Source organism: Martelella mediterranea DSM 17316 (genome assembly GCF_002043005.1).
GTDB classification, from domain to species: Bacteria; Pseudomonadota; Alphaproteobacteria; order Rhizobiales; family Rhizobiaceae; genus Martelella; species Martelella mediterranea.
The window spans coordinates 2,638,110-2,658,475 of sequence record NZ_CP020330.1; the positions used below are offsets into that span (position 1 = coordinate 2,638,110).

Annotated in this window: 13 protein-coding genes; 4 read left to right on the forward strand and 9 right to left on the reverse strand. The window is 59.9% G+C overall.

Annotated features, from left to right (window positions below):
- Window positions 1–39 precede the first annotated feature (39 nt).
- A protein-coding gene (prfB, locus tag Mame_RS12305) for a peptide chain release factor 2 (protein WP_155122099.1) occupies window positions 40–1,168 on the forward strand; the annotation gives its coding sequence in 2 pieces (ribosomal slippage) (window positions 40–108 and window positions 110–1,168; 1,128 coding nt in all).
- A gap of 178 nt (window positions 1,169–1,346) precedes the next feature.
- Here prfB and Mame_RS12310 read toward each other — a convergent pair.
- The 9 genes from Mame_RS12310 to ftsH all read right to left on the reverse strand — a co-directional run bounded on the left by Mame_RS12310 (window position 1,347) and on the right by ftsH (window position 17,484).
- Window positions 1,347–2,540 (reverse strand): lytic murein transglycosylase, encoded by a 1,194-nt coding sequence (locus Mame_RS12310; protein ID WP_018063623.1) that lies wholly within the window; start codon window positions 2,538–2,540, stop codon window positions 1,347–1,349.
- A gap of 102 nt (window positions 2,541–2,642) precedes the next feature.
- Window positions 2,643–3,284 carry a class I SAM-dependent methyltransferase gene (locus Mame_RS12315; protein ID WP_018063622.1) on the reverse strand — a complete coding sequence of 214 codons (642 nt, stop codon included), beginning with the start codon at window positions 3,282–3,284 and terminating at the stop codon, window positions 2,643–2,645.
- Window positions 3,277–4,515 (reverse strand): BtaA family protein, encoded by a 1,239-nt coding sequence (locus tag Mame_RS12320; RefSeq protein ID WP_018063621.1) that lies wholly within the window; start codon window positions 4,513–4,515, stop codon window positions 3,277–3,279. The genes Mame_RS12315 and Mame_RS12320 overlap by 8 nt, the downstream gene beginning before the upstream one ends.
- A 112-nt stretch (window positions 4,516–4,627) precedes the next feature.
- Window positions 4,628–5,266 carry a hypothetical protein gene (locus tag Mame_RS12325; protein WP_155122100.1) on the reverse strand — a complete coding sequence of 213 codons (639 nt, stop codon included), beginning with the start codon at window positions 5,264–5,266 and terminating at the stop codon, window positions 4,628–4,630.
- Window positions 5,267–5,316: 50 nt separating this feature from the next.
- Window positions 5,317–6,531 carry a pyrophosphate--fructose-6-phosphate 1-phosphotransferase gene (locus tag Mame_RS12330; RefSeq protein WP_018063619.1) on the reverse strand — a complete coding sequence of 405 codons (1,215 nt, stop codon included), beginning with the start codon at window positions 6,529–6,531 and terminating at the stop codon, window positions 5,317–5,319.
- Between the two features lie 183 nt (window positions 6,532–6,714).
- On the reverse strand, window positions 6,715–10,497 hold the full coding sequence (locus Mame_RS12335; RefSeq protein WP_079920776.1) for an autotransporter outer membrane beta-barrel domain-containing protein: 3,783 nt from the start codon (window positions 10,495–10,497) through the stop codon (window positions 6,715–6,717).
- Window positions 10,498–11,045: 548 nt separating this feature from the next.
- Complete coding sequence (locus Mame_RS27315; protein WP_018063615.1) at window positions 11,046–11,270, reverse strand: hypothetical protein; 225 nt, start codon at window positions 11,268–11,270, stop codon at window positions 11,046–11,048.
- Between the two features lie 441 nt (window positions 11,271–11,711).
- On the reverse strand, window positions 11,712–15,440 hold the full coding sequence (locus Mame_RS12345) for an autotransporter outer membrane beta-barrel domain-containing protein (protein ID WP_079920778.1): 3,729 nt from the start codon (window positions 15,438–15,440) through the stop codon (window positions 11,712–11,714).
- Between the two features lie 214 nt (window positions 15,441–15,654).
- Window positions 15,655–17,484 carry an ATP-dependent zinc metalloprotease FtsH gene (ftsH, locus tag Mame_RS12350; protein ID WP_018063613.1) on the reverse strand — a complete coding sequence of 610 codons (1,830 nt, stop codon included), beginning with the start codon at window positions 17,482–17,484 and terminating at the stop codon, window positions 15,655–15,657.
- A 237-nt stretch (window positions 17,485–17,721) separates the two neighbouring features.
- Here ftsH and Mame_RS12355 point away from each other — a divergent pair, with 237 nt between their 5' ends.
- The 3 genes from Mame_RS12355 to Mame_RS12365 all read left to right on the forward strand — a co-directional run bounded on the left by Mame_RS12355 (window position 17,722) and on the right by Mame_RS12365 (window position 20,347).
- Window positions 17,722–18,432, forward strand: a complete 711-nt coding sequence (locus Mame_RS12355) for a J domain-containing protein (protein ID WP_018063612.1) — start codon at window positions 17,722–17,724, stop codon at window positions 18,430–18,432.
- Between the two features lies 1 nt (window position 18,433).
- Window positions 18,434–19,084, forward strand: coding sequence for a DUF1176 domain-containing protein (locus tag Mame_RS12360; RefSeq protein ID WP_018063611.1), 651 nt, complete (start codon window positions 18,434–18,436; stop codon window positions 19,082–19,084).
- A 75-nt stretch (window positions 19,085–19,159) separates the two neighbouring features.
- Window positions 19,160–20,347 (forward strand): NAD(P)/FAD-dependent oxidoreductase, encoded by a 1,188-nt coding sequence (locus Mame_RS12365; protein WP_018063610.1) that lies wholly within the window; start codon window positions 19,160–19,162, stop codon window positions 20,345–20,347.
- Window positions 20,348–20,366: the final 19 nt, after the last annotated feature.

Here is a 20,366-nt window from a genome sequence, read left to right on the forward strand (position 1 = left end):
CACCGGCCAAACGGATTTTCAGGAACGACAGAGAGTATCATGCGCGCGGAAATCGAAGGCATTGTCGACGATATCAAGCAGGGTGTTGGCCTGCTGAGGAGGCATCTTTGACTGGGATCAGGCAATCAAACGGCTGGACTGGCTGAACAACAAGGCTGAAGACCCGAATATCTGGAATGACGCTGCCGAGGCCCAGAAGCTGATGCGCGAGCGCCAGCTTCTGGAGGATGGCATTTCCGCCGTCCGCCGGGTCGAGGACGAACTTTCAGACAATATCGAACTGATCGAACTTGGCGAGGAAGAGGGCGACGAGGCCGTCGTTCGCGACGCCGAGGAAGGCCTGCGCAAGATGCTCGCCGATGTCGAGCGCCGCCAGGTGGAGGCCATGCTTTCCGGCGAGGCCGACGGCAACGACACCTATCTCGAAGTCCATTCGGGCGCGGGCGGCACGGAAAGCCAGGACTGGGCCAACATGCTTTTGCGCATGTATACCCGCTGGGCCGAGCGGCAGGGCTACAAGGTCGAGGTGCTGGAAGTCCATGACGGGGAAGAGGCCGGCATCAAGTCCGCGACCATCCAGGTCAAGGGCCACAATGCCTATGGCTGGCTGAAGACGGAATCCGGCGTGCATCGGCTGGTGCGAATTTCACCCTATGACAGCAATGCCCGGCGACACACCTCGTTTTCTTCCGTCTGGGTCTATCCCGTGGTCGATGATTCGATCGAGATCGATATCAACGAGAGCGATTGCCGGATCGATACCTATCGTTCCTCCGGCGCTGGCGGGCAGCACGTCAACACCACCGATTCGGCGGTGCGCATCACCCATATTCCGAGCGGGATCGTGGTGCAGTGCCAGCAGGAGCGCTCCCAGCACAAGAACCGCGCCAAGGCGTGGGACATGCTGCGCGCCCGCCTTTACGAGGCGGAACTGCAGAAGCGTGAGGACGCGGCCAACCAGGAAGCGGCCTCCAAGACCGATATCGGCTGGGGCCACCAGATCCGTTCTTACGTGCTGCAGCCCTATCAGCTCGTCAAGGACCTGCGCACCGGCGTTGAAAGCACGTCGCCGTCCGACGTTCTCGACGGCGCTCTGACGCCGTTCATGGAGGCAGCGCTCGCCAATCGCATCGAGGGCAACAGCGAAGGCGTCGAGGATATCGACTGACCGGGAGCGGGCTCAGTCTCAGCCGCGAATTTCCCCCTCAAGGGAGAGATTGATAGCGGGGAGGGTCCCCGGACCAGCCAGATGTGCGCGTGCTCTGTGCACTTGGTCAATAAAATGAAGCCGCCCCGGAGGTCCGGAGCGGCTTTTTCATATGCTTGTTTCAGTAAGGCCGCGCGGCCTACCGGATCGCGTTCAACAGCGAAGGGGTTGGCCAGCCATCGGCGGGTTGGCCGAGCTGAAGCTGAACGCTGCGGACCGCATCGCGGGTGCCAGCGCCGAGAATGCCGTCGATCTTGCCGACATCATAGCCCTTGGAGGCCAGGATCTGCTGGAGCTGCTTCATCTGGCCATCGGAAAGCCCCTGCTCGGGATTGCCCTTGTCGTAGGCCTGCGCGCCCTCGAACCGGGTCGCGAAGAAGGCGACCGAGGTAGTGTAGATGAACGACTGGTTCCACTCCAGATAGACATTGAAATTCGGGTAGGCCAGGAAGGAGGGGCCGAAACGTCCCTGCGGCATCAGCAGGGCGGCGGGCAGGTTTGCAAAGCGGGTATTGCCGTCGCGCGGCTGAACGCCGAGCTGGAACCATTGGCCGGCGGTCAGACCGCCGCCGAAGCCGGTCTTGTCCCAGGGCAGGCTCTGCGGCAGCACCACTTCCTGGATCCAGGGTTCGCCGGGACGCCAGCCGAGGCTGCGGATATAGTTCGCGGCCGTCAGAAGCGCGTCGGGGGAGCTCTTCTTGACGCGCACATGGCCATCGCCATCGCCATCGACGCCGAAACGGATGATATCTTCCGGCAGCATCTGGACCTGGCCGAGTTCGCCGGCCCATGCGCCGGTTTCGGTCGCCGGATCGAAATCGCCGTGCTGGGTCATCTCGATCAGCGCGATCAACTGCGGGCGGAAGATTTCCGGACGGCGGCAGTCATAGGAAAGCGTTACCAGCGCGTCGCGGGTGTTGAAGTCGCCCTGAACCGCGCCGAAATCGGTCTCCATCGCCCAGAAGGCGGTCAGCACGCCGGCGGGCACGCCGAATTCGCGCCGGGCACGGTCAAAGGTGCTGGCATATTGCTGCATCTTCTTCTTGCCGGTCTGCAGACGCGCATTGCTGGCGGTGCGCTGCGAAAATTCGAGGAAGGTCTGCTTGAAGACGCCCTGCGCGCGGTCGCGGCTCAAGACGGTCTTGTTAACCGAGGCGCCCGACAGCACGGCGTCGGCTGCCTGCGGCGACAGTCCGCGCTGCACGGCCTCGGCCTTGACCCCGCTCAGGAAGCTGCCGAAATCACCGCCGCATTGCTGGGCGGCCACGGGGCCGGCGAAAAGTGATGTCAGACCGGCGGCAACGACAACCGCCCGGATCGATTTTGAAAGCATGGACGTCTCCTCAGAAACTTTCGGCCCGCATAGGACTCGTCAAATCGGTTCGCACGCTAACCTAGACCACCTAAGCTTTCATTAAAAACATGAAATTGTTGCTTATGCGCGAAGAACGGCGTGCCAGGCGTAGCCTCGCCCGATGGTTTCGAACCGGAGTTCGGCGTCGATCGCCTCGGCCTCAAGCACCGCCGCCATCTCGGCGCGCGGCGTCACGTGAAATTTTGCGAGCCAGGCCTCGAGACCTGCACGAAACCAGGCCGGCAGCCCTTCCTGCTGGCCGAAGTCGACGATGTGGAGCGAGCCCCCCGGGTTGAGGGCGCGTCTTGCAATCTTCACAGCCTGCTGCCAGTCGGGAATCATCGACAGGGCATAGGAGATGACGATGCGGTCGAACCCGGCCTCGCCAAAGGTGGCCGGCGCGAAGTCGCAGGCATCGGCGGCGACGAAAGCCGGCGGGTTTTCGGATTTCGAGAATTTGGCGCGGGCGGAAACCAGCATCTGCTCCGATATATCGAGGCCGTAAAGCTTCGCGCCGGGGTAGCGCTTGGCAATGCTGACCAGATTGCGGCCGGTTCCGCAGGCGATTTCCAGCACCTTGTCGCGCGGCGCGCAATTGAGATCGGCGATCAGCCGGTCGCGGCCGAAAAGATAGTATTTCCGGGTGAGGTCGTAGACATGCCGCTGGTAGCGATACATCGCGTCCATGGTCGCGGCGTGGTCGCGCGCCGGCACGTCAGCCATTCCGCATTTTCTCGTAGATGTGGAAGCCGCCATAGATCGCCGACCGGTCGAGCATGCCGAGCTCCCTGGAGGTCTGCGCGAGATAGGTCCATTGCCCGGCGGTGTCCGCGCCGAGCCGGCCTTCGATGATGCTTTTCTCGCCGGCGGTGCGGAAGATCACCCGCGCGCCGTCTCGCGCAGTCCGGGTGATTTCGCTCCACAGCGCGTTGATCTGCTGGTCGTTCATCCAGTCCTGCGCATCAAGCAGGACATAGCGGTCCACGCTTTCGGCCGGCTTTCCGGCAAGCAGTTCGGTGAAGTTAGCATGATGGACCGTTGCGCGCTCGGCATTGGCGCGGATGGCCGGGAACGCCTCAGCCTGCAGATAGGTCGGCATCGGGCCATCTTCCGGATAGCGCCGGGCAAAGGCCTGCCAGGCGAAGTAGTTCTCGTGGAGCGGAAACTGGCAGGCGAGCTTTTCCAGCCTTTGCCGCAGCACCGGGGCGAGCGTGCCTGTCTCGCTCGATTTCGCCAGCTCCTCATATTGCCGCGGCGGAATGCCGAGGCCGAACAGCGATGATTTTCGCGCCGTGGTCCAGCGGATCAGCGGCTTGTCGAACAGCGGCGCGATCCGCTCGTCGAAGAACCGGCGCTGTTCGCGCATGGATCGCGCCTGCGTCAGTTCGGTGATGTCGACACCGTGAAGGCGAGCGACCAGATGACCGGCGCCGATGAACTGGCCGAGCAGGCCGGTGCGGTAGATATTGCGCTCGAACACCGAGATGCGCTTGCGGCCGAGGCTGTCGCGGCCTTCCCAGTAGCGCCGGGTTTCGGCATCGAGGTGCGGCGCGATGTGTGTCTCGTAGTCGCGCGCGCTGCCCTTCTCGCCATTGCCGAACAGCCGAAGCACGCCGGCATGGTCGGGCAGGTGCCGGAAGGCGGCGAGCTTCAGCCGGTTGAGCGCGATGTGGTGGGTATTGAGATCGACCACGTCGATATGTTCGGGGCTCCGGCTGAGATAGGCGAGCACATTGCAGCCGCCCGAGCCGATCGTGACGACGCGATGGCCGGGACCGAGTGCCATCGCGGCGATGTCGACGTCCGGGTCTTCCCATATCTGCGGGTAGACGAGGCCGGAAAACAGCAGGCCGAAGAGCCGTTCCGAAAGGCCTTCCCGGCTGAACGCCTTGTGTTGCAGCAGCGCCGATTTGAGCCGCCCGGTTTTGCCTCTGCCGTATTCGACTGCACTCATCGCTTTCGCCCTCTGTCGTGCGCGGGCTTTCACGCGCCGCGTCCTGGAGCAGGGCTAGCGCCGTTGTGCTACGCTTTGATGACGATGAGGGGCTGATCCACAACCAGGCGCTTCAGGCCGCGTCCTTGTTGCGGAACCGGGCGGAGACCCGCGGCAGGCCGGATCGCAGCAGCCGGGCGACGCGCTCGCGTCGGGCGGCATACTGGCGCTGGTTGAGCCGGGCAAGGACCGGTCGCGCGAAGGCGGCGTAGAGCAGAAGCGCCGAAACGCTCGCCGCCAGATGGGCGACAGCGAGCATCTCCGCCGTTTCGAGATTGGCGGTTGACGCGCCGACAAAGAGCATCAACACCGCCGCGGCCAGCGCCGTTTCCCGGGCCGCGCCGTCGCGACAGCGCATGCCCTGCCAGATGCTCCGCAACGGCCGCGGCTTGGCGATATTGTCGTTATCCGCGCCGGGGAAGGGGCGTTTGAGGCCGGAAAAGCCTTTCAGCACCGCGATGACGATCACCACGCAGGCGACGATCCGCGCAAGCGCCATGCCGCTCGGCATCACGCGCACAAATGCCATGGTCGCCGCAAGGCCGATGCCGAAAAACACGGCGCGGGCGAGCAGGATGCCGAGGCCGACCGCGGGCAGGGCCTTCAGTCCGCGCTGATAGCGCCTGTCGGCGAAATCCAGCATTCGACCCGAAGGCAGAGAGAAGAGCAGGAAAACGAGCGCGGCGTATGCCGCCGCGATACCGGTACTCAAGGGCATTCCTCCATCCGCAATGATCATAAAAAACCTCGCGGCGGAAAAGGTCAATCGGCGGGAGCGATTTCCTGACCGATTTCCTCCATTGCGGAGATGAACCACGGCGTTTCGATATCGAAGCTGCCGCCGCCCTTGATCCGGTCGAATTCGATCGTGCGCAATTGTCCGCTGCGTTCGACATCGTGGCCGGTCACGCCCGAAATGCCGTCCAGCGCGCTTTCCACGGCAAGGTCGACCATGGAGTGGATCAGCCGCAGATCGTCATTGTTTGCCGGTGCGGAACGGGCGTAATAGCCGGACTTTTGGACCATGGCGCGCTCGGCGCCGAGCAGCGCGGCGAACTGCTTGGCGAACCAGTCGCCGACATTGATGGTGTCAAGCTTGACATGGCCGAAGGCATCGCGGGTGACCTCGGCGCCGGAAACCTCGCGCTCGGCGACGATCGCCTCGAGGCAGGCACCTTCGGAGACGAACAGCGAAACGGTGCCGTTTTCGTCCATCACCTGCTTCAGGCGGGCCGCTTCCTTCTCCAGGTCGAAGGCGGTTTCCGGCAGATAGACGCCGTCGATCATCTTCATCGCCCGGTTCATCAGCATGCCGTCAACGAACTCGGCCGATTTGATCCGGTCGAGATAGGCGCGCGCGGTCGCTGCCGTCAGCCAGCCGCAGCTCCGGCCCATCACCTCGTGGATGATCAGGGTGCGGGGCGCGGCGCTCTGTTCGTTCGAGATGTTGTCGAAAAAGGCCGCGCCATATTCGGCCGCGGTCCACGCGCCGAGCGTCTGGCGGATCGGCTTGACGTCATTGTCCACCGTCTTCGGCAGGCCAACCACGGTCAGGTCGTAGCCGTTGGTCTTGAGATAGGCGGCGAGATCGGCCGCGGTCGTGTTGGTATCGTCGCCGCCGATCGTGTGGAGAATGGTGATGCCGTCCTTCGTCAACTGCTCGGCGGCAACCTGCAGCGGATCGGCGCCGGCGGGCACGAGGCCGCGCTTTTCGCAGTCCTTGCGGTTGGTCAGCTTCACCCGGCTATTGCCGATCGGCGAGCCGCCGAACTTGTGCAGGAGATGGGCCTGCTGGCGGATATTGGGCGTAATCGGCATGCTGTCGCCGGTCAGAAGCCCGGCATAGCCGGAGCGATAGGCGATGATCTGGGTATCGGGAGCGATGTCCGAATAGCGCTCGATCAGCCCGCCAACGGCGGAGGAAAGGCAGGGGGCAAGCCCCCCGGCGGTGAGCATGGCGACTTTGTGCTGGGACATCGGACCTCTTTCCTGGCTGCGACTTTGCGCCATGGATGCGTCAGCCGCGCCGGGGTGTAAAGACCGTTCAGCAATAAAATCGGTTTGATGGGGCGGCCACGCGACCGGAAATGAAGGGACGGACGCGAGCGGCGATTGCTCGCGTCCATGTGACCGGAACGGGCATGTGCTACGCGGCGAACGTTACCACCTGACCTTCAGCCCGACATTGCCGCCATAGCCGTATGAGCCGGTGGAGAACCCGGTGGAGGCGGTGAGTTCTGCGAAGGCGGAATATTGCAGCTTGCCCGCCTGCCAGTCGATCGAGCCGCCGAAGCCGATTTCTCCGGTGAAGTCGTCGGGTTCCGAGGAGAAGTCGAGCACATCGGCGACCGTCGCCGTGGTCTTGCCGAGGAACTCGTAATAGAGATTGGCGAGGCCGTAGATATTGGCCGCGCGCGCCTGGCCGTTGACGTCAGTCCAGGCGCTTTCCTTCTCGATTGACAGACCGACGCGCCCGAGCAGGCTCTGGCCATCCTCGAAGTTGACATCGTCGGAATAGGCGCCGGTGAAGCTGTCGACGGAGACCGAGGCGAAGGAAAGCTGGGCCTGTGGCGTCAGCGAAACGCCGTCGCCGATGCCGAAAGCCTGCCCGGCCTCCAGCGACAGCGCGTAGCCGAAGGCATCGCTGTCGTCGGGAGAAAGCGGCAGGTCATCGGCCTTCAACTCGCTCGAATACCAGGTGAGGGCGGCCTGGGCATCGGTATAAAAACCGTTTGTACCGAACCATGTCAGCGTGCCGCCGAAGCCGTAGCCATCGGGATCGATCTTGCTGTCGCCATAGCGCGAATGCACCTTGGCCTCGCCGGTCTGGTAATGGGCGGTGAAACCGCCGACAAGCGCGCCGGCCGCACTGTCGAGGAACAGCCCGTCGAGCCCCGCCTGCATCTCGAAGCTCGACATGTCGTAGTCATAGCCGGTGGTGGAGGATTGCGGATCGAAATGATCAAACCCGCCGCCGACGCGCCCCCAGACGGCATCGAGCGCCGGCCCCGCGGTAATCGCCTCGCCATTGTTATAGCGCCCGCCGGAGCGCGTCTTGAGCGAGGGCAGGCGGGTCATTTCCAGAAGCACGGACTGATAGGCTTCATAGAGGGGGACGTAGGGTTGAAGCGTCAGACCGGCGTCGATCAGCTCCTTGATCGTTGCCCGATGGATGAATTCGTCATCGAGGAAGGCCGCTGCGTTGGCGGGTGCTGCAGGCGTCAGTATGAAACCGGGCGGAAGCTGTTCAGATGGACCCGCGAGTCCATTCGGATAGTATGCCAGCGAGTAGGCGAGTGCCGACACCACAACAGGCCCTTTCAGAAGATGAAAGGCATTGGGATCAACGCCCGCTGAAGGATTGACCGTGACGATATTGTAGACGCGCGGCGTGCTTGATGGACTGAAAGGGGCAACCAACATAGCGGTTCTGCCCGAAACGCTTCCGGTCGTTATCAGAGCATCATTGAAGCCCGACCGGGAGAAGTTGGCATTGACCGAAAGAACTCCGCCATTGCCGCTGTAGCTGCCTTCGGTTGTCAAAGTTCCGGTGCCGGGCGCATCTGCCGCATCGAATGTGATAAGCCCGTTGTTTTCAATCGACCCGCTGAAGACCACATCACCTGGCAGGATAGAGAATGTATTGCCGCCTGACATGACGGTGAGGCTGGCCTCGATCCTCGTCGCTACATTCGTGTTTAACGGAATGATTTTCCAGTTGCCACCGTTCGTGAGGGTGATCTCGCCAAAGGGATGACTGCCGGTGGAATCGGTGAAGCCGTTGAGGCTGAGGGCAGTCCCTCCATTGGACGTCAGCTGGAAAAGCCCATTTGTAAGCGTCAGTTTTTCGAAGTTGGTTATCTTCGTGCCGTCAAAGCTTTGCAGAGAGCCAGCGTTGAAAATGAAGGTATCGATGCCATCGCCACCGTCGAACTTGGCCGCAGCCACAGCATTGCTGTTGGAAATTCGGACCTCGACGCTGTCGTCGCCGCCCTGGCCGTAGAAGCCGCCATTGAAGCTGCCGCCGCTCCAGATGAAATTGTCATTGCCTGGATACCTGGTCCCGTCCGGGTTGTTGCGGACAATGTCATCATCGCCGTAAACATCGCCGGTCAAAGAGCCCCCGGAAAGCGTGAAGGTTGAAGGCCCGCCGCCAAGCATGCTGTCGCCGACTACGGTGCCTGCGGTGCTTACCAGCATCTGATTGTCAGGGGCGTCATTGAGGTTGATGATGGCATAGTAGGCATTGGAAGCGTCCAGGGTCATTTGCGAGCCGATAGTGATTGAGGTCGTCACACCCGGTTCCGAAGGCATGTTCTCCAAAGTGGGATCGCCGACTGCAACACCGTAGCCTTCATGCCGGCCTTTGTAATTGACGACGAGATATCCGCTTTTCAGATTGATCTGTGTCGTCATTTCATTGTTCACGTAGGCAAGGATCCCGTTGGCATTGGTAGCGGTGATCGTACCTCCGTCTACCGTGATCTTATTGGTGATCCCATCAGCAAAGTTGGCAGGTATATAGATTGCCGACGAATCGACGATCAGATTTCCGGTCACTTCCTCGCCAGCCGCCGTCACGCTGAGCGTGCCGCCCGTCATGGAAATTGTCGAGTTTCCAAACTGGCGCTCATCTTCTGTGAATAAACCATCGTCAAAGAAATCCTGAGTCATAAGGCCATATGCTGTGGCGCCTATGACGGTAATATCGCCGCCGCCCATGGAAACCGTTGCCATGTTGCCATAGCTGACCGCTTGTGCGCCGATCAAGGTGGGAGTCCTCAAAGGGGAGCCCACGGCGGAGATGGTGCCGTCTCTGATGGTTACCGAGGTATCTTCGCTAGCACTGGAGACTGACAGTGCCGCGTTTATCTGGTCGTCGGACGTAACATAAGACAAAGTGCCCCCGTTGAATTCGATGCTGGCGGTACCTGCCTGACTCACGTCCACGAGAAGGGCGGTTTGCAGAAAAGTCTGCCCCAACTGGTCGTCTACAACGATCCTGTTGGTACTGCCGAATACGGGAGCGACATCTGATCCGATGCTGAGGAGAGTAGTGGCAGGTGCATATATGGTAGCACCGTCGATGTAGATCGACGAATGGGGAACGCTCCCGTTCTGAACAACTGCGAGATCGACGATCGGAAATTCGTCGACAGCATCGTGCGGATAGTTCAACGTTCCTCCCGTTAATGATATTGAAAAATCTCCGCCGCTGGAATTACCGCTAATGAGCCCGGTAAACTCCCCTCCCGAGATATTGATCGAACCATCGAAGCCGCTTGCCTCGATATTTCCGCTGACGGATCCACCGGTCATGGAAAAATTGGACGCACCCGAGCCGGTATTATTGAGCGAAATGGCTGTGGTGTTGTCCGCCTGTTCGATGACGGCATTTCCCGTTACAATGACGGTCGCGTCTCCCGAACCTTGGGCCGTTGCCGAAATGGCGGGACTTGAGGTCAGGTTGTTGATCCAGACGTCACCAGAAATGTCGACCTGAGCATTTCCGGTGGAGCTTGACGTTGCTGCCAGATTTCCCTGGATTGCAGCTGTGTTGGATGGAGTTGGGGTCTGAATGATAATGTGGGACAGTTGTGTCGAGAATGTGCGAATTTCACTGTTGATTTGCAGGTATTCCTGCGCCGTCAAAATGGCCGGCCCGACGCCATCGTCAAACGAACCTATCGTGATGACACCACTGGTTGTCATGTTTGGGTTGGAGAGGGTTACGTTGCCGCCATTCGAATAGGTGATACCGTTGTAGTTCAAGCCGTCGCAGATCACGCTGCCGTTCTGTAAAGGCCCGCACTCATCATCTGCCAGCGCCTCTCCGAAGTTGGCCGTGAAACTAAGCAGCGTCAGAAAGGAAGATGACGCGAGAAGGCGGAATTTACTGATATTATCTGCAGTGATGTGTAAGCAAGCTCGAAAATAAGACATTTACCTCTCCATAATAGAATTTTGTAAATTTTTATTGTATATAATAGGTCATTTTTAAATATAAAATGTAATTTAAAATTGAATTTTGCTCTATATATTCCCTTTAATTGTTGATGAAATGCAACAAATTTTATTTTAGTTTATTATTATATTTCTTTATTACTTGTAAAAGGTGATGTTTTTCGGAGGAAAGAGGGGCGAGGCTGTCCCAGAGCGGTTTTTGAAGCCCGTCAGGCGGAAGCCGCAGCCATTGCGACATTGGGGACTTTCGACGACGCGAGCTTTCAAGGTCGCCTGGCACTTCGGGGGCGGCTCCGGAAAGCGTCAAAATTCTCACCACTAGGGGGCATTTCCGGTGAAGCCGGATCATCCGAAATGCTCTATCTATTTATTTTTACGCGCGTCCGGACGGAAAGCCGGTATCCATTTTTCCTGGACGCGCTCCAGTTGCTCGAAAGCCAGGCGCGCGGTGCTGGTTCCGTGCGAAAAAAAGCAGGCGGAGCCACGAGCGCCGCCTACTTTCTCTGCGTCAGTGCTGTTGCCCGCCGCTATGAAAGTACCCGCGCTTGCCCCAGCGGTTGCTGCACCAGCGGCGGGAAATCGGTCGGGGTGATGGCTTCCTTTTTGAGCAGCATGCGGGCGCCGTCGTCGAGGTCCTTGCGGCGTTGGTTCAGGACTTCCTTGGCGCGATCATAGGCTTCGTCGATCAGCTTGCAGATGGCGAGGTCGATCTCGCGGGCGATGACGTCGGAGTAGTCCTTGGCACCGCCCATGCCGAAGCTCGTGACGTATTGCCGGCGATGTCGGTGACGCGGGCAAGGTCATCGGAGGGCCGGTGGAGATTTCGCCGTAGACGATGTCTTCCGCGGCGCGTCCGGCGAGGAGCACCACCATGCGATCACGCAGTTCGCCGGCGATGATCTGGGTATCGGGCGCAATGTCCGAATAGCGCTCGATCAGCCCGCAACGGCGGAGGAAAGGCAGGGGGCAAGCCCCCCGGCGGTGAGCATGGCGACTTTGTGCTGGGACATCGGACCTCTTTCCTGGCTGCGACTTTGCGCCATGGATGCGTCAGCCGCGCCGGGGTGTAAAGACCGTTCAGCAATAAAATCGGTTTGATGGGGCGGCCACGCGACCGGAAATGAAGGGACGGACGCGAGCGGAGATTGCTCGCGTTCGCGTGAGCGGTACGGGCATGTGCTACGCGGCGAACGTCACCACCTGACCTTCAGCCCGACATTGCCGCCATAGCCGTATGAGCCGGTGGAAAACCCGGTGGAGGCGGTGAGTTCTGCGAAGGCGGAATATTGCAGCTTGCCCGCCTGCCAGTCGATCGAGCCGCCAAAGCCGATTTCTCCGGTGAAGTCGTCGGGTTCCGAGGAGAAATCGAGCACATCGGCGACCGTCGCCGTGGTTTCGCCGAGGAACTCGTAATAGAGGTTGGCGAGGCCGTAGATATTGGCCGCGCGCGCCTGGCCGTTGATATCGGTCCAGGCGCTTTCCTTCTCGATTGACAGACCGACGCGCCCGAGCAGGCTCTGGCCGTCGTCGAAGTCGACATCGTCGGAATAGGCACCGGTGAAGCTGTCGACGGAGACCGAGGCGAAGGAAAGCTGGGCCTGTGGGGTCAGCGAAACCCCGTCGCCGATGCCGAAAGCCTGCCCGGCCTCCAGCGACAGCGCGTAGCCGAAGGCTTCGCTATCGTCGGGAGAAAGCGGCAGGTCATCGGCCTTCAACTCGCTCGAATACCAGGTGAGGGCGGCCTGGGCATCGGTATAAAAACCGTTTGTACCGAACCATGTCAGCGTGCCGCCGAAGCCATAGCCATCGGGATGGATCTTGCTGTCGCCATAGCGCGAATGCACCTTGGCCTCGCCGGTCTGGTAATGGGCGGTGAAGCCGCCGACAAGCGCGCCGGCCGCACTGTCGAGGAACAGGCCATCGAGCCCCGCCTGCATCTCGAAGCTTGACATATCGTAATCATAGCCGGTGGTGGAGGATTGCGGATCGAAATGATCGAACCCGCCGCCGACGCGCCCCCAGACAGCATCGAGCGCCGGTCCGGAGGAAAGCGCCGCGCCGCCGTCATAGCGTCCGCCGGAACGGGTCTTCAGCGAGGGCAGGCGGGTCATTTCCAGAAGCACGGACTGATAGGCCTCGTAGAGGGGGACGTAGGGTTGAAGCGCAACCCCGGCGTCGATCAGTTCAGCAAGGCGAATGCCCGGCCGTTGCAGGAAAGAGTTGTATTCTGCAACTGAATTCATGGATGAAGGATCAGAGGAGGCAAGATAGACGCCGGAGTTTTTATCATCCAGTATATAATAAATGTCGTACTGATATATACCGGAAACCGGCTGACCGTTCTCTTCCAGCTGAAAAGACCCCTCTGGCGGTGGATTTGCGCCGGTCAGAATGATCGGAATAGCGCCGGGCGAGCCCGCGTTGCCATATGGTATGACGTTAATCTCGGTTGTTCCTGTGATTTGACCGTTAATTCTGGCGCTATCTGAGGTCAAACGACCGAAGTCGGTGTCTATGACGATTATGCCGGAGATGCCTTTGTAGTCGCCGCCGATTATGAAGCTGCCACCCACAACACCATCTGCGAGATTGAGAGATCCGCCGTTCCCGACGTTGCCGCTGATTATGGTAAGAGACTGGCCGTATGAGCGCCAGGCGCCACCACCAAGCTTCAGATTGCCGGCCAGCGTGAACGATGTACCCGAACTGCCGGACTTGTTGGTTTCGATAGTGCCTCCAGTGTTGACGAACAAGTCGCCAAGGTCATTGAAATTTCCGCCGAGTGGAGACTGATCGAGTGTGAGCAAAGTGTCTGTAAAATTGACTGTGCTATACTCGATGATTATCCTTTCCCAGCGTGTGAGGTACCTGCCTTCGATATCGAGCGGTTCATTGTTGGAAAGTGACAGAAGATCGAAATCCTGATTGGTCTCGCTATCGTTATCACTTTCTCCTCCATCAAGTTGGAAGACGTAGTTGCCCGTCTCACTCGGCAGAGTGCTCAGATTTGCATAATCGTTGCCGCCACCGCCAAAAAAACCGCCACTCAAGGTGCCTGCGGTCCAGTTGAGCGTGTCCGTGCCCTGATTTTGTGTATCCAGCGGTGTTCCATAAACCGTATCAAAATCACCGTAGATGTATCCGTTAATACTTCCGCCAGTAAGGTTGAACGTGGATCCGCCACCGCCGAGCATTATATCGCCCTCGATGATTCCAGATGTTGTGATTTCCAGAATGTTGGAGGCACTGTCGTTGTTATTGGCGAAAACATAGGATCTCGCATCGGCGGTAAGACTTGCTGCAACCCCGATCTGAACGGTCGTGGTATAGTTATCGGCGCTAGCCGTGGGCGTTGAATAGTTGGTAACGCCGAGGCCAAAGTTTCCGGTACCTTCAACCTCTATGGTGCCGCCCGTAATGTTGAAATTGGCCGCACCTCCTGGATGCGGTATGTAATTTACACCGAGAGCGTCTTTCGCCGACAATAGGCCTCCCGTCATAGTAAAATTCTGGCTTGCATTGAGAATCGCATCAAATGAAACCGCAATTGCGCCACTGGAGGCGCTGACTTCGCCGCCGGATATTTCAATGTTGTAGCTCGGCGACGCGTCAAGCGCTGATTGCTCCTGATAGGTGCGAAGACCTATGTTTTTAGGTCCCGCAACGCTAACAGATCCGCCGCTCCGTATGTCGATTTCCCCATGACCATAAATCGTATTGACTACGGCCGCTGCGCTTCCTTCGCCATTTGCCTGTTCTAGAAGAATGATTCCGCCATTTGATACGGAGATATGGGCGACGCCGCTTTGTAGCGGAGAAATTGCCTCGACCAGGGAGATGTTTTTTCCTTGTTGAGCGGTGGATATAGTGGCTCCGTTTACCTCTATGCGCGCCTCGCGGTTAGCGCTGAACGCGAAGACCTGTCCATCTATGTCTGCCGGCGCGAAAGGGTTTGTTGGATCCCATGTGTTGTATAGTAAAATTTCTGAATCTCCATCTCCATCATTGGTTGAATTTATTGCTTCTCCTTCAAAAGATGTGACATATCCACCAAAAAATCGAACACTTGCCTTTCCTTTGTTGTTGCTAACTGCTGAAATTCCTGTTCCTTTATTTGAAATAGAGCCCCCGTTCATGTCTACGATAGCGTTGTTGTAGCCATCGGCCAACACAGCATTGGCGGATGAGGAATTTGCATCGAGTTGGGTGGGGATGGAGGATTGTGAAATACTGACTACCGCGTCACCGTAGTCGCTGGAGGCGTAGATATAGGCGTTTGGTCCACCGGCTGAAGTGTCCGGACCGCGAATGTAGCCGCCCCAAAAGTTGACGGCGGCGGTTTGAGCGACTTCCTTTACATACGCAGTGACGGTGTTTTCGATCTCTAGGAGCCCATTCACGGTAACTTCGGCTTGATTGCCCTTCGATACGGCGCTGACCGGGCCGCTTATGCGGGTCGGACCTGTCAATGATACGTAAGCCAAATCGTGATTGCTCGAGACGGAAACCGTTCCGCTGACGGTGGTCAGCGTTGGGGCCGTAAGGTAAAGCTCTGCTGCCCACAAGTCACTGCTTACCGACACGTCGCCATTTATGGTAGAGAAAGCATCCATATCCAGACTTAGCGCCGCTTTGGCACCGGTCGCAGCGGAAAGCGCAATGCCTGTGTCGACGACCATATCGGGCTTGTCCAGTTGGACGATCAAAGAGTCTTGCACCGCGTCATAAGTTATCCCGTTGGGATAGCTTTGCTGTGTACACGAGAGCCTTTCGGTAAGGGCTGGCCCGCATTCATCAGAAGCGAATGCGTCACGTGCCATTCTCCCATCCACAGTCAATGCCGTGAGCGTGATCGTTGAAACCGAGGCAATAAGTCGTCGTTTGCAATGACGACCGGCATTTCCGATTTTCGTCTTACCCATGGTCTTTCCTTCCCTACGCAGATCCAATACCGGAGTCAGAATGTAGGAAATAAGAAAAATACACAACCATGCGTACTTTTAATTTAGTTATTCATGTTATAGTTATATTTTATATTATTTTTATTTGTCGGCTGATGGTTTTTTGTGGTCAAAATTATTGTTATTTTCCTTTGCAAAGGCCAATCGCGAATGCTGGCCTTGTAAATCTGGCGGACTATGACAGCACCCGCGCCTGCGCCAGCGGTTGCTGGACCAGCGGCGGGAAATCGGCCGGGGTGATGGTTTCCTTTTCGAGCAGCATGCGGGCGCCGTCGTCCAGGTCCTTGCGGCGCTGGTTCAGGACTTGTTTCGCCCGCTCATAGGCCTCGTCGATCAGCTTGCGGATGGCGAGGTCAATCTCGCGGGCGGTGACGTCGGAATAGTCCTTGGCGCCGCCCATGCCGGGGGCCTCGGGCATATATTGCGCGCGCTTCTGTTCCAGCGCCGCCTGGCCGATATCCGGGTCCATGCCGAAGCTCATCACATATTGCCGGGCGATGTCGGTGACGCGGGCGAGGTCGTCGGAGGCGCCGGTGGAGATTTCACCATAGACAATGTCTTCCGCGGCGCGTCCGGCGAGCAGCACCACCATGCGGTCGCGCAACTCGCCGGCGGTGATCAGGAATCGGTCCTCGGTCGGGCGCTGCATGGTGTAGCCGAGCGCGCCGATCGAGCGCGGGATGATCGAGATCTTGTGCACCGGATCGGTTTTGGGGAGCGCGGCGGCGGCCAGCGCATGGCCCATTTCGTGGAAGGCGACGCGTTCGCGCTCGTCCGGGTTCAGCAGTCTGCCGCGCCGTTCGGAGCCGGCGACGGTGCGCTCCACGGCCTGGGTGAAATCCTCCATCGTCACCTTCTCGCCGCCGCGCCTTGTCGCGAAGATCGCGGCCTCGTTGACGAGGTTGGCGAGATCGGCGCCGGAAAAGCCCGGCGTCAGCGCGGCAACCTGGCCGGCATCGACATCCTCGGCAAGCCGGATTTTCTTCATGTGGACGGCGAGGATTGCCTCGCGTCCCCCGCGATCCGGGCGGTCCATGACCACCTGCCGGTCGAAGCGGCCCGCGCGCGTCAGCGCCGGGTCGAGCACTTCCGGCCGGTTGGTGGCGGCCAGGATGACGATGCCGGCGGCGGGGTCGAAGCCGTCGAGCTCGACCAGAAGCTGGTTCAGCGTCTGCTCCTTCTCGTCATTGCCGCCCATGCCGAAGGAATTGCGGGCGCGGCCCAGCGCATCCAGTTCGTCGATGAAGATGATGCAGGGCGCCATCTCGCGGGCCTGCTTGAACAGGTCGCGCACGCGCGCAGCACCGACGCCGACGAACATTTCGACGAATTCCGAGCCCGAGATCGAGAAGAAGGTGACGCCGGCCTCGCCCGCGACCGCCTTGGCGATCAGCGTTTTGCCGGTGCCGGGCGGGCCGACCAGGAGCAGGCCTTTCGGAATATGCGCGCCGAGCCGGCCGTATTTCTCGCGTTCGGTGAGGAAGGAGACGACTTCCTTGAGTTCCACCTTGGCCTCATCGGCGCCAGCCACGTCATCGAAGGTCACGCCGGTATCGCGCTCGACATAGATCTTGGCCTTGGACTTGCCGATATTCATCATGCCGCCGAGGCCCATGCCCTGCTTTTCCGCGAACTTGCGGAAGAACCATGCCCAGATCGCGAAGAAGATCACGATCGGCAGCACCCAGGAGAGGATCTGTGTCAGAAGCGAATGGTCGGGAACGCCAGTCACATCGACCTTGTACTTGTCGAAATCGACCGCCAGTTCCTGCGGCACGCGGTAGGTGACGAAATATTCCTTGCCGTCCACCGCCGTCTTGAACTTGCCCTCGATCGTGTTTTCGGCGATCGCGACCGACTGGACCTGACCCTTCTCGATATAGTTGATCATGTCGGAATAGCTGATCCGCGCGACGTCGCGCGACGTAAACCAGAGCTGAAACCCGATCACGATCAGGAAGGCTACCAGAAAATAGCCAAGGTTGAATGTATTCTTGCGTTCCATGGCGCGAAATCTCCCGGTCATGCGTCCCTGCCCATGTCTATAGCCACCCGCTTGCCGGGCAGGCAATCGGAAAAGGCGGGCGCGGCTCCGGAGCGCGCGCGGGGCGGGGCGAAAATGTCGCAGCGCGATCACGGAAAATTTCTGATTGAACCGGTCGGTTCGACTTGCATGCGCCGCCGTTTTTGTCCAATCTGGCGATTCTTGAGAAGGCGGGTCGCACCGCCGGGAGCCTGTTGAATGTCATTCTGGGAAAAACTGGTCCATTTCGTCAGCCAGTCCGCCGGCAACGTCCTTTCGGGCGTGGTCGAGGCGGTGCGCACGCTGTTCGAGGGCGACCCCGAAACCCGCCGCCAGGTGGCGTTTTCCGTTTCGCTGATCGCGCTTTCGGCGAAGATGGCGAAGGCCGATGGATTCGTGACCATGGAAGAGGTTGCCGCCTTCCACGAGATTTTCGAAATCCCGGAGGAAGAGCGCGTCAACGTCGCCCGGCTCTATAATCTCGCCCGGCAGGATATCGCCGGCTACGATGCCTATGCGCGCAAGCTCAAGGGGCTCTGCTCGGATGGCGAGGAAGGCTGCCCGCTGCTGGAAGAGGTGATTGACGGCCTGTTCCACATCGCCAAGGCCGACGGCAGCATCCACGAGAAGGAGCTGGATTTCCTGGCCCATGTCGCCGAAATCTTCGGCATCAGCGAGGCCCGCTTCCAGACCATCTGCGCGCGCCATATGGATATGGGCGACCGCGATCCTTACGGCGTGCTCGGCGTCTCCCGCAATGATGACTTCAAGACCATCCGCAGCCGCTACCGCGCGCTGGTGGCCGAAAACCATCCCGACCGGCTGATCGCGCGCGGGGTTCCGAAGGAATTCCACGCCGCCGCCAATGATCGCATGGCTCGCATCAACGCGGCCTATGAGGCGATCGAGCGCGAATTGAAGGCGGCGTGATATGAGTGCCGCGCCTATCCGCCTACTGCTGGCTGCCACCTTCCTCCCTGCAGTTCCCGCCTTTGCCGCCGATGACGGCCTTGCGACCGCGAAGGCCATGGTCACCGCCGCCCATCCCGGCCAGTGCGAGAGCGATCTTGCCGAACGCTTCGACGGGCTCGAGGATCAGACGTTCGACGTGTCCTGGCCGGAGACCCGCTACGACGGGACGGTGGAGGACGTGAAGGGGCGGCTTTACCAGATCACTTGCGGGCTCGGCGCCTATAACGTGGCTGTCGCCTATGTCTTTGCCCGCGAGGACGGCTTTCCCGAGGAAGGCGAAATCGTATCCTTCGCGACGCCCGCGTACTCCGTCGATTACGAGCCCGGCGACGACACCTATACCAAACTTGTCCGTGATCCGGCGGTGACCGGGTTTACGGCCGGCACGATCCTGGTCAATCCGGAATTCGATGCCGAGACCAACACGATCTCCACCTTCGAGAAATGGCGCGGGCTGGGAGATGCCTATTCCACCGGACGCTGGACGCTGGAGAAGGGCAGTTTCGTGCTGAAGCACTATGTCATCGATCCGATCTACGAGGCCAATCTCGAAGACCCGCCCGAAGCGCTGAGCGACACCCAATACACGCTCTATGACGCCGGGCCCTGACTCGGCTTCGTTATCTTTCCCTTGCATTGCCGGCCCGGCTCGGTGAAGCTTCGGCAAATTTCCAGAGAGCGGGTCATGACACGACATTTCAGGACAATCATCATCGGTCGCGGTCTGATGGGCGCTGCGGCCGCGCGTCATCTGGCAGGCATGGAGGAGGGCGTCGCCGTCATCGGGCCGGATGAGCCGGTGGACAAGGCTTCGCACACGGGCGTTTTCGCCAGCCATTACGATGAGGGCCGCATTACCCGCACCATCGACCGAAATCCGGTCTGGGCGCGGCTCGCCAACCGTTCGATTGCCCGTTACCGCGACATCGAGCGCGACAGCGGCATCGATTTCTTCGGCGAGGTTGGCGCGCTGATCGTCGGGCCGGGGCGCTCGCGCGGGCGCTATGTCGAAACCATCATGGATGCCGCCGGACAATGCGGGGCCACCGCCGAAATCGTGGACGGCGCGGGGCTTCAGGAGAAATTCCCCTACTTCTCCTTCGCGCCGAAAACCGAGGGCGTGTTCGAACCGCGCCGGGCGGGTTACATCTCGCCGCGCCGGCTCGTGGCCGCGCAGTCCCTTCTTGCCGGAAAGGCCGGGGCGGAGGTGATCGCCGCGACCGTGACCGAGGTGAGCGATGGCGGCGTGCGGGTCAGCGTCACCACCGATGCCGGCGAGACGCTGACCGCCGACAAGGTGCTGGTGGCCGCCGGCGGCTTCACCATCAATGAGAAGCTTCTGCCGGCGAAGGTCGACCTCACCGTCTTTGCCCGCACCATCGCCTATTTCGAGGTGGATGAGGAGGAGGCGCGGTCGCTGTCGGCCATGCCCAGCCTGATCTACAAGGCGGAGTTCGACGAAGACGGCATCTACCTGCTGCCGCCGATCCGTTATCCCGATGGCCGCTGGTATATCAAGATCGGCGGCGACCCCGATGATGTGCCGCTTTCAAGCGAGGCGGATATCCGCGACTGGTTCCGCTCGACGGGGCATAACGCCACGCGCGAGCATCTGACCCGGATCATTTGCGACCTGATGCCGAAGCTGAAGGTGTTGCAATCGGAAACCGGCACCTGCGTGACGAGCTACTCGCCGTCGGGCTATCCGATGATCGGCTTCTCGCCATCGCCCCGGATCGCGGTGCTGACCGCCGGTTGCGGCGCGGCCGCCAAGAGCTCGGACGAGATCGGCCGGCTGGGCGCGGTGCTGATGGCGCAAGGTTCGCTTGCGGGTGAGGGCTACCCGGTCGATTTCGCGCCGTCATTCTCATAATCCCTTCCTTTCCGTCACA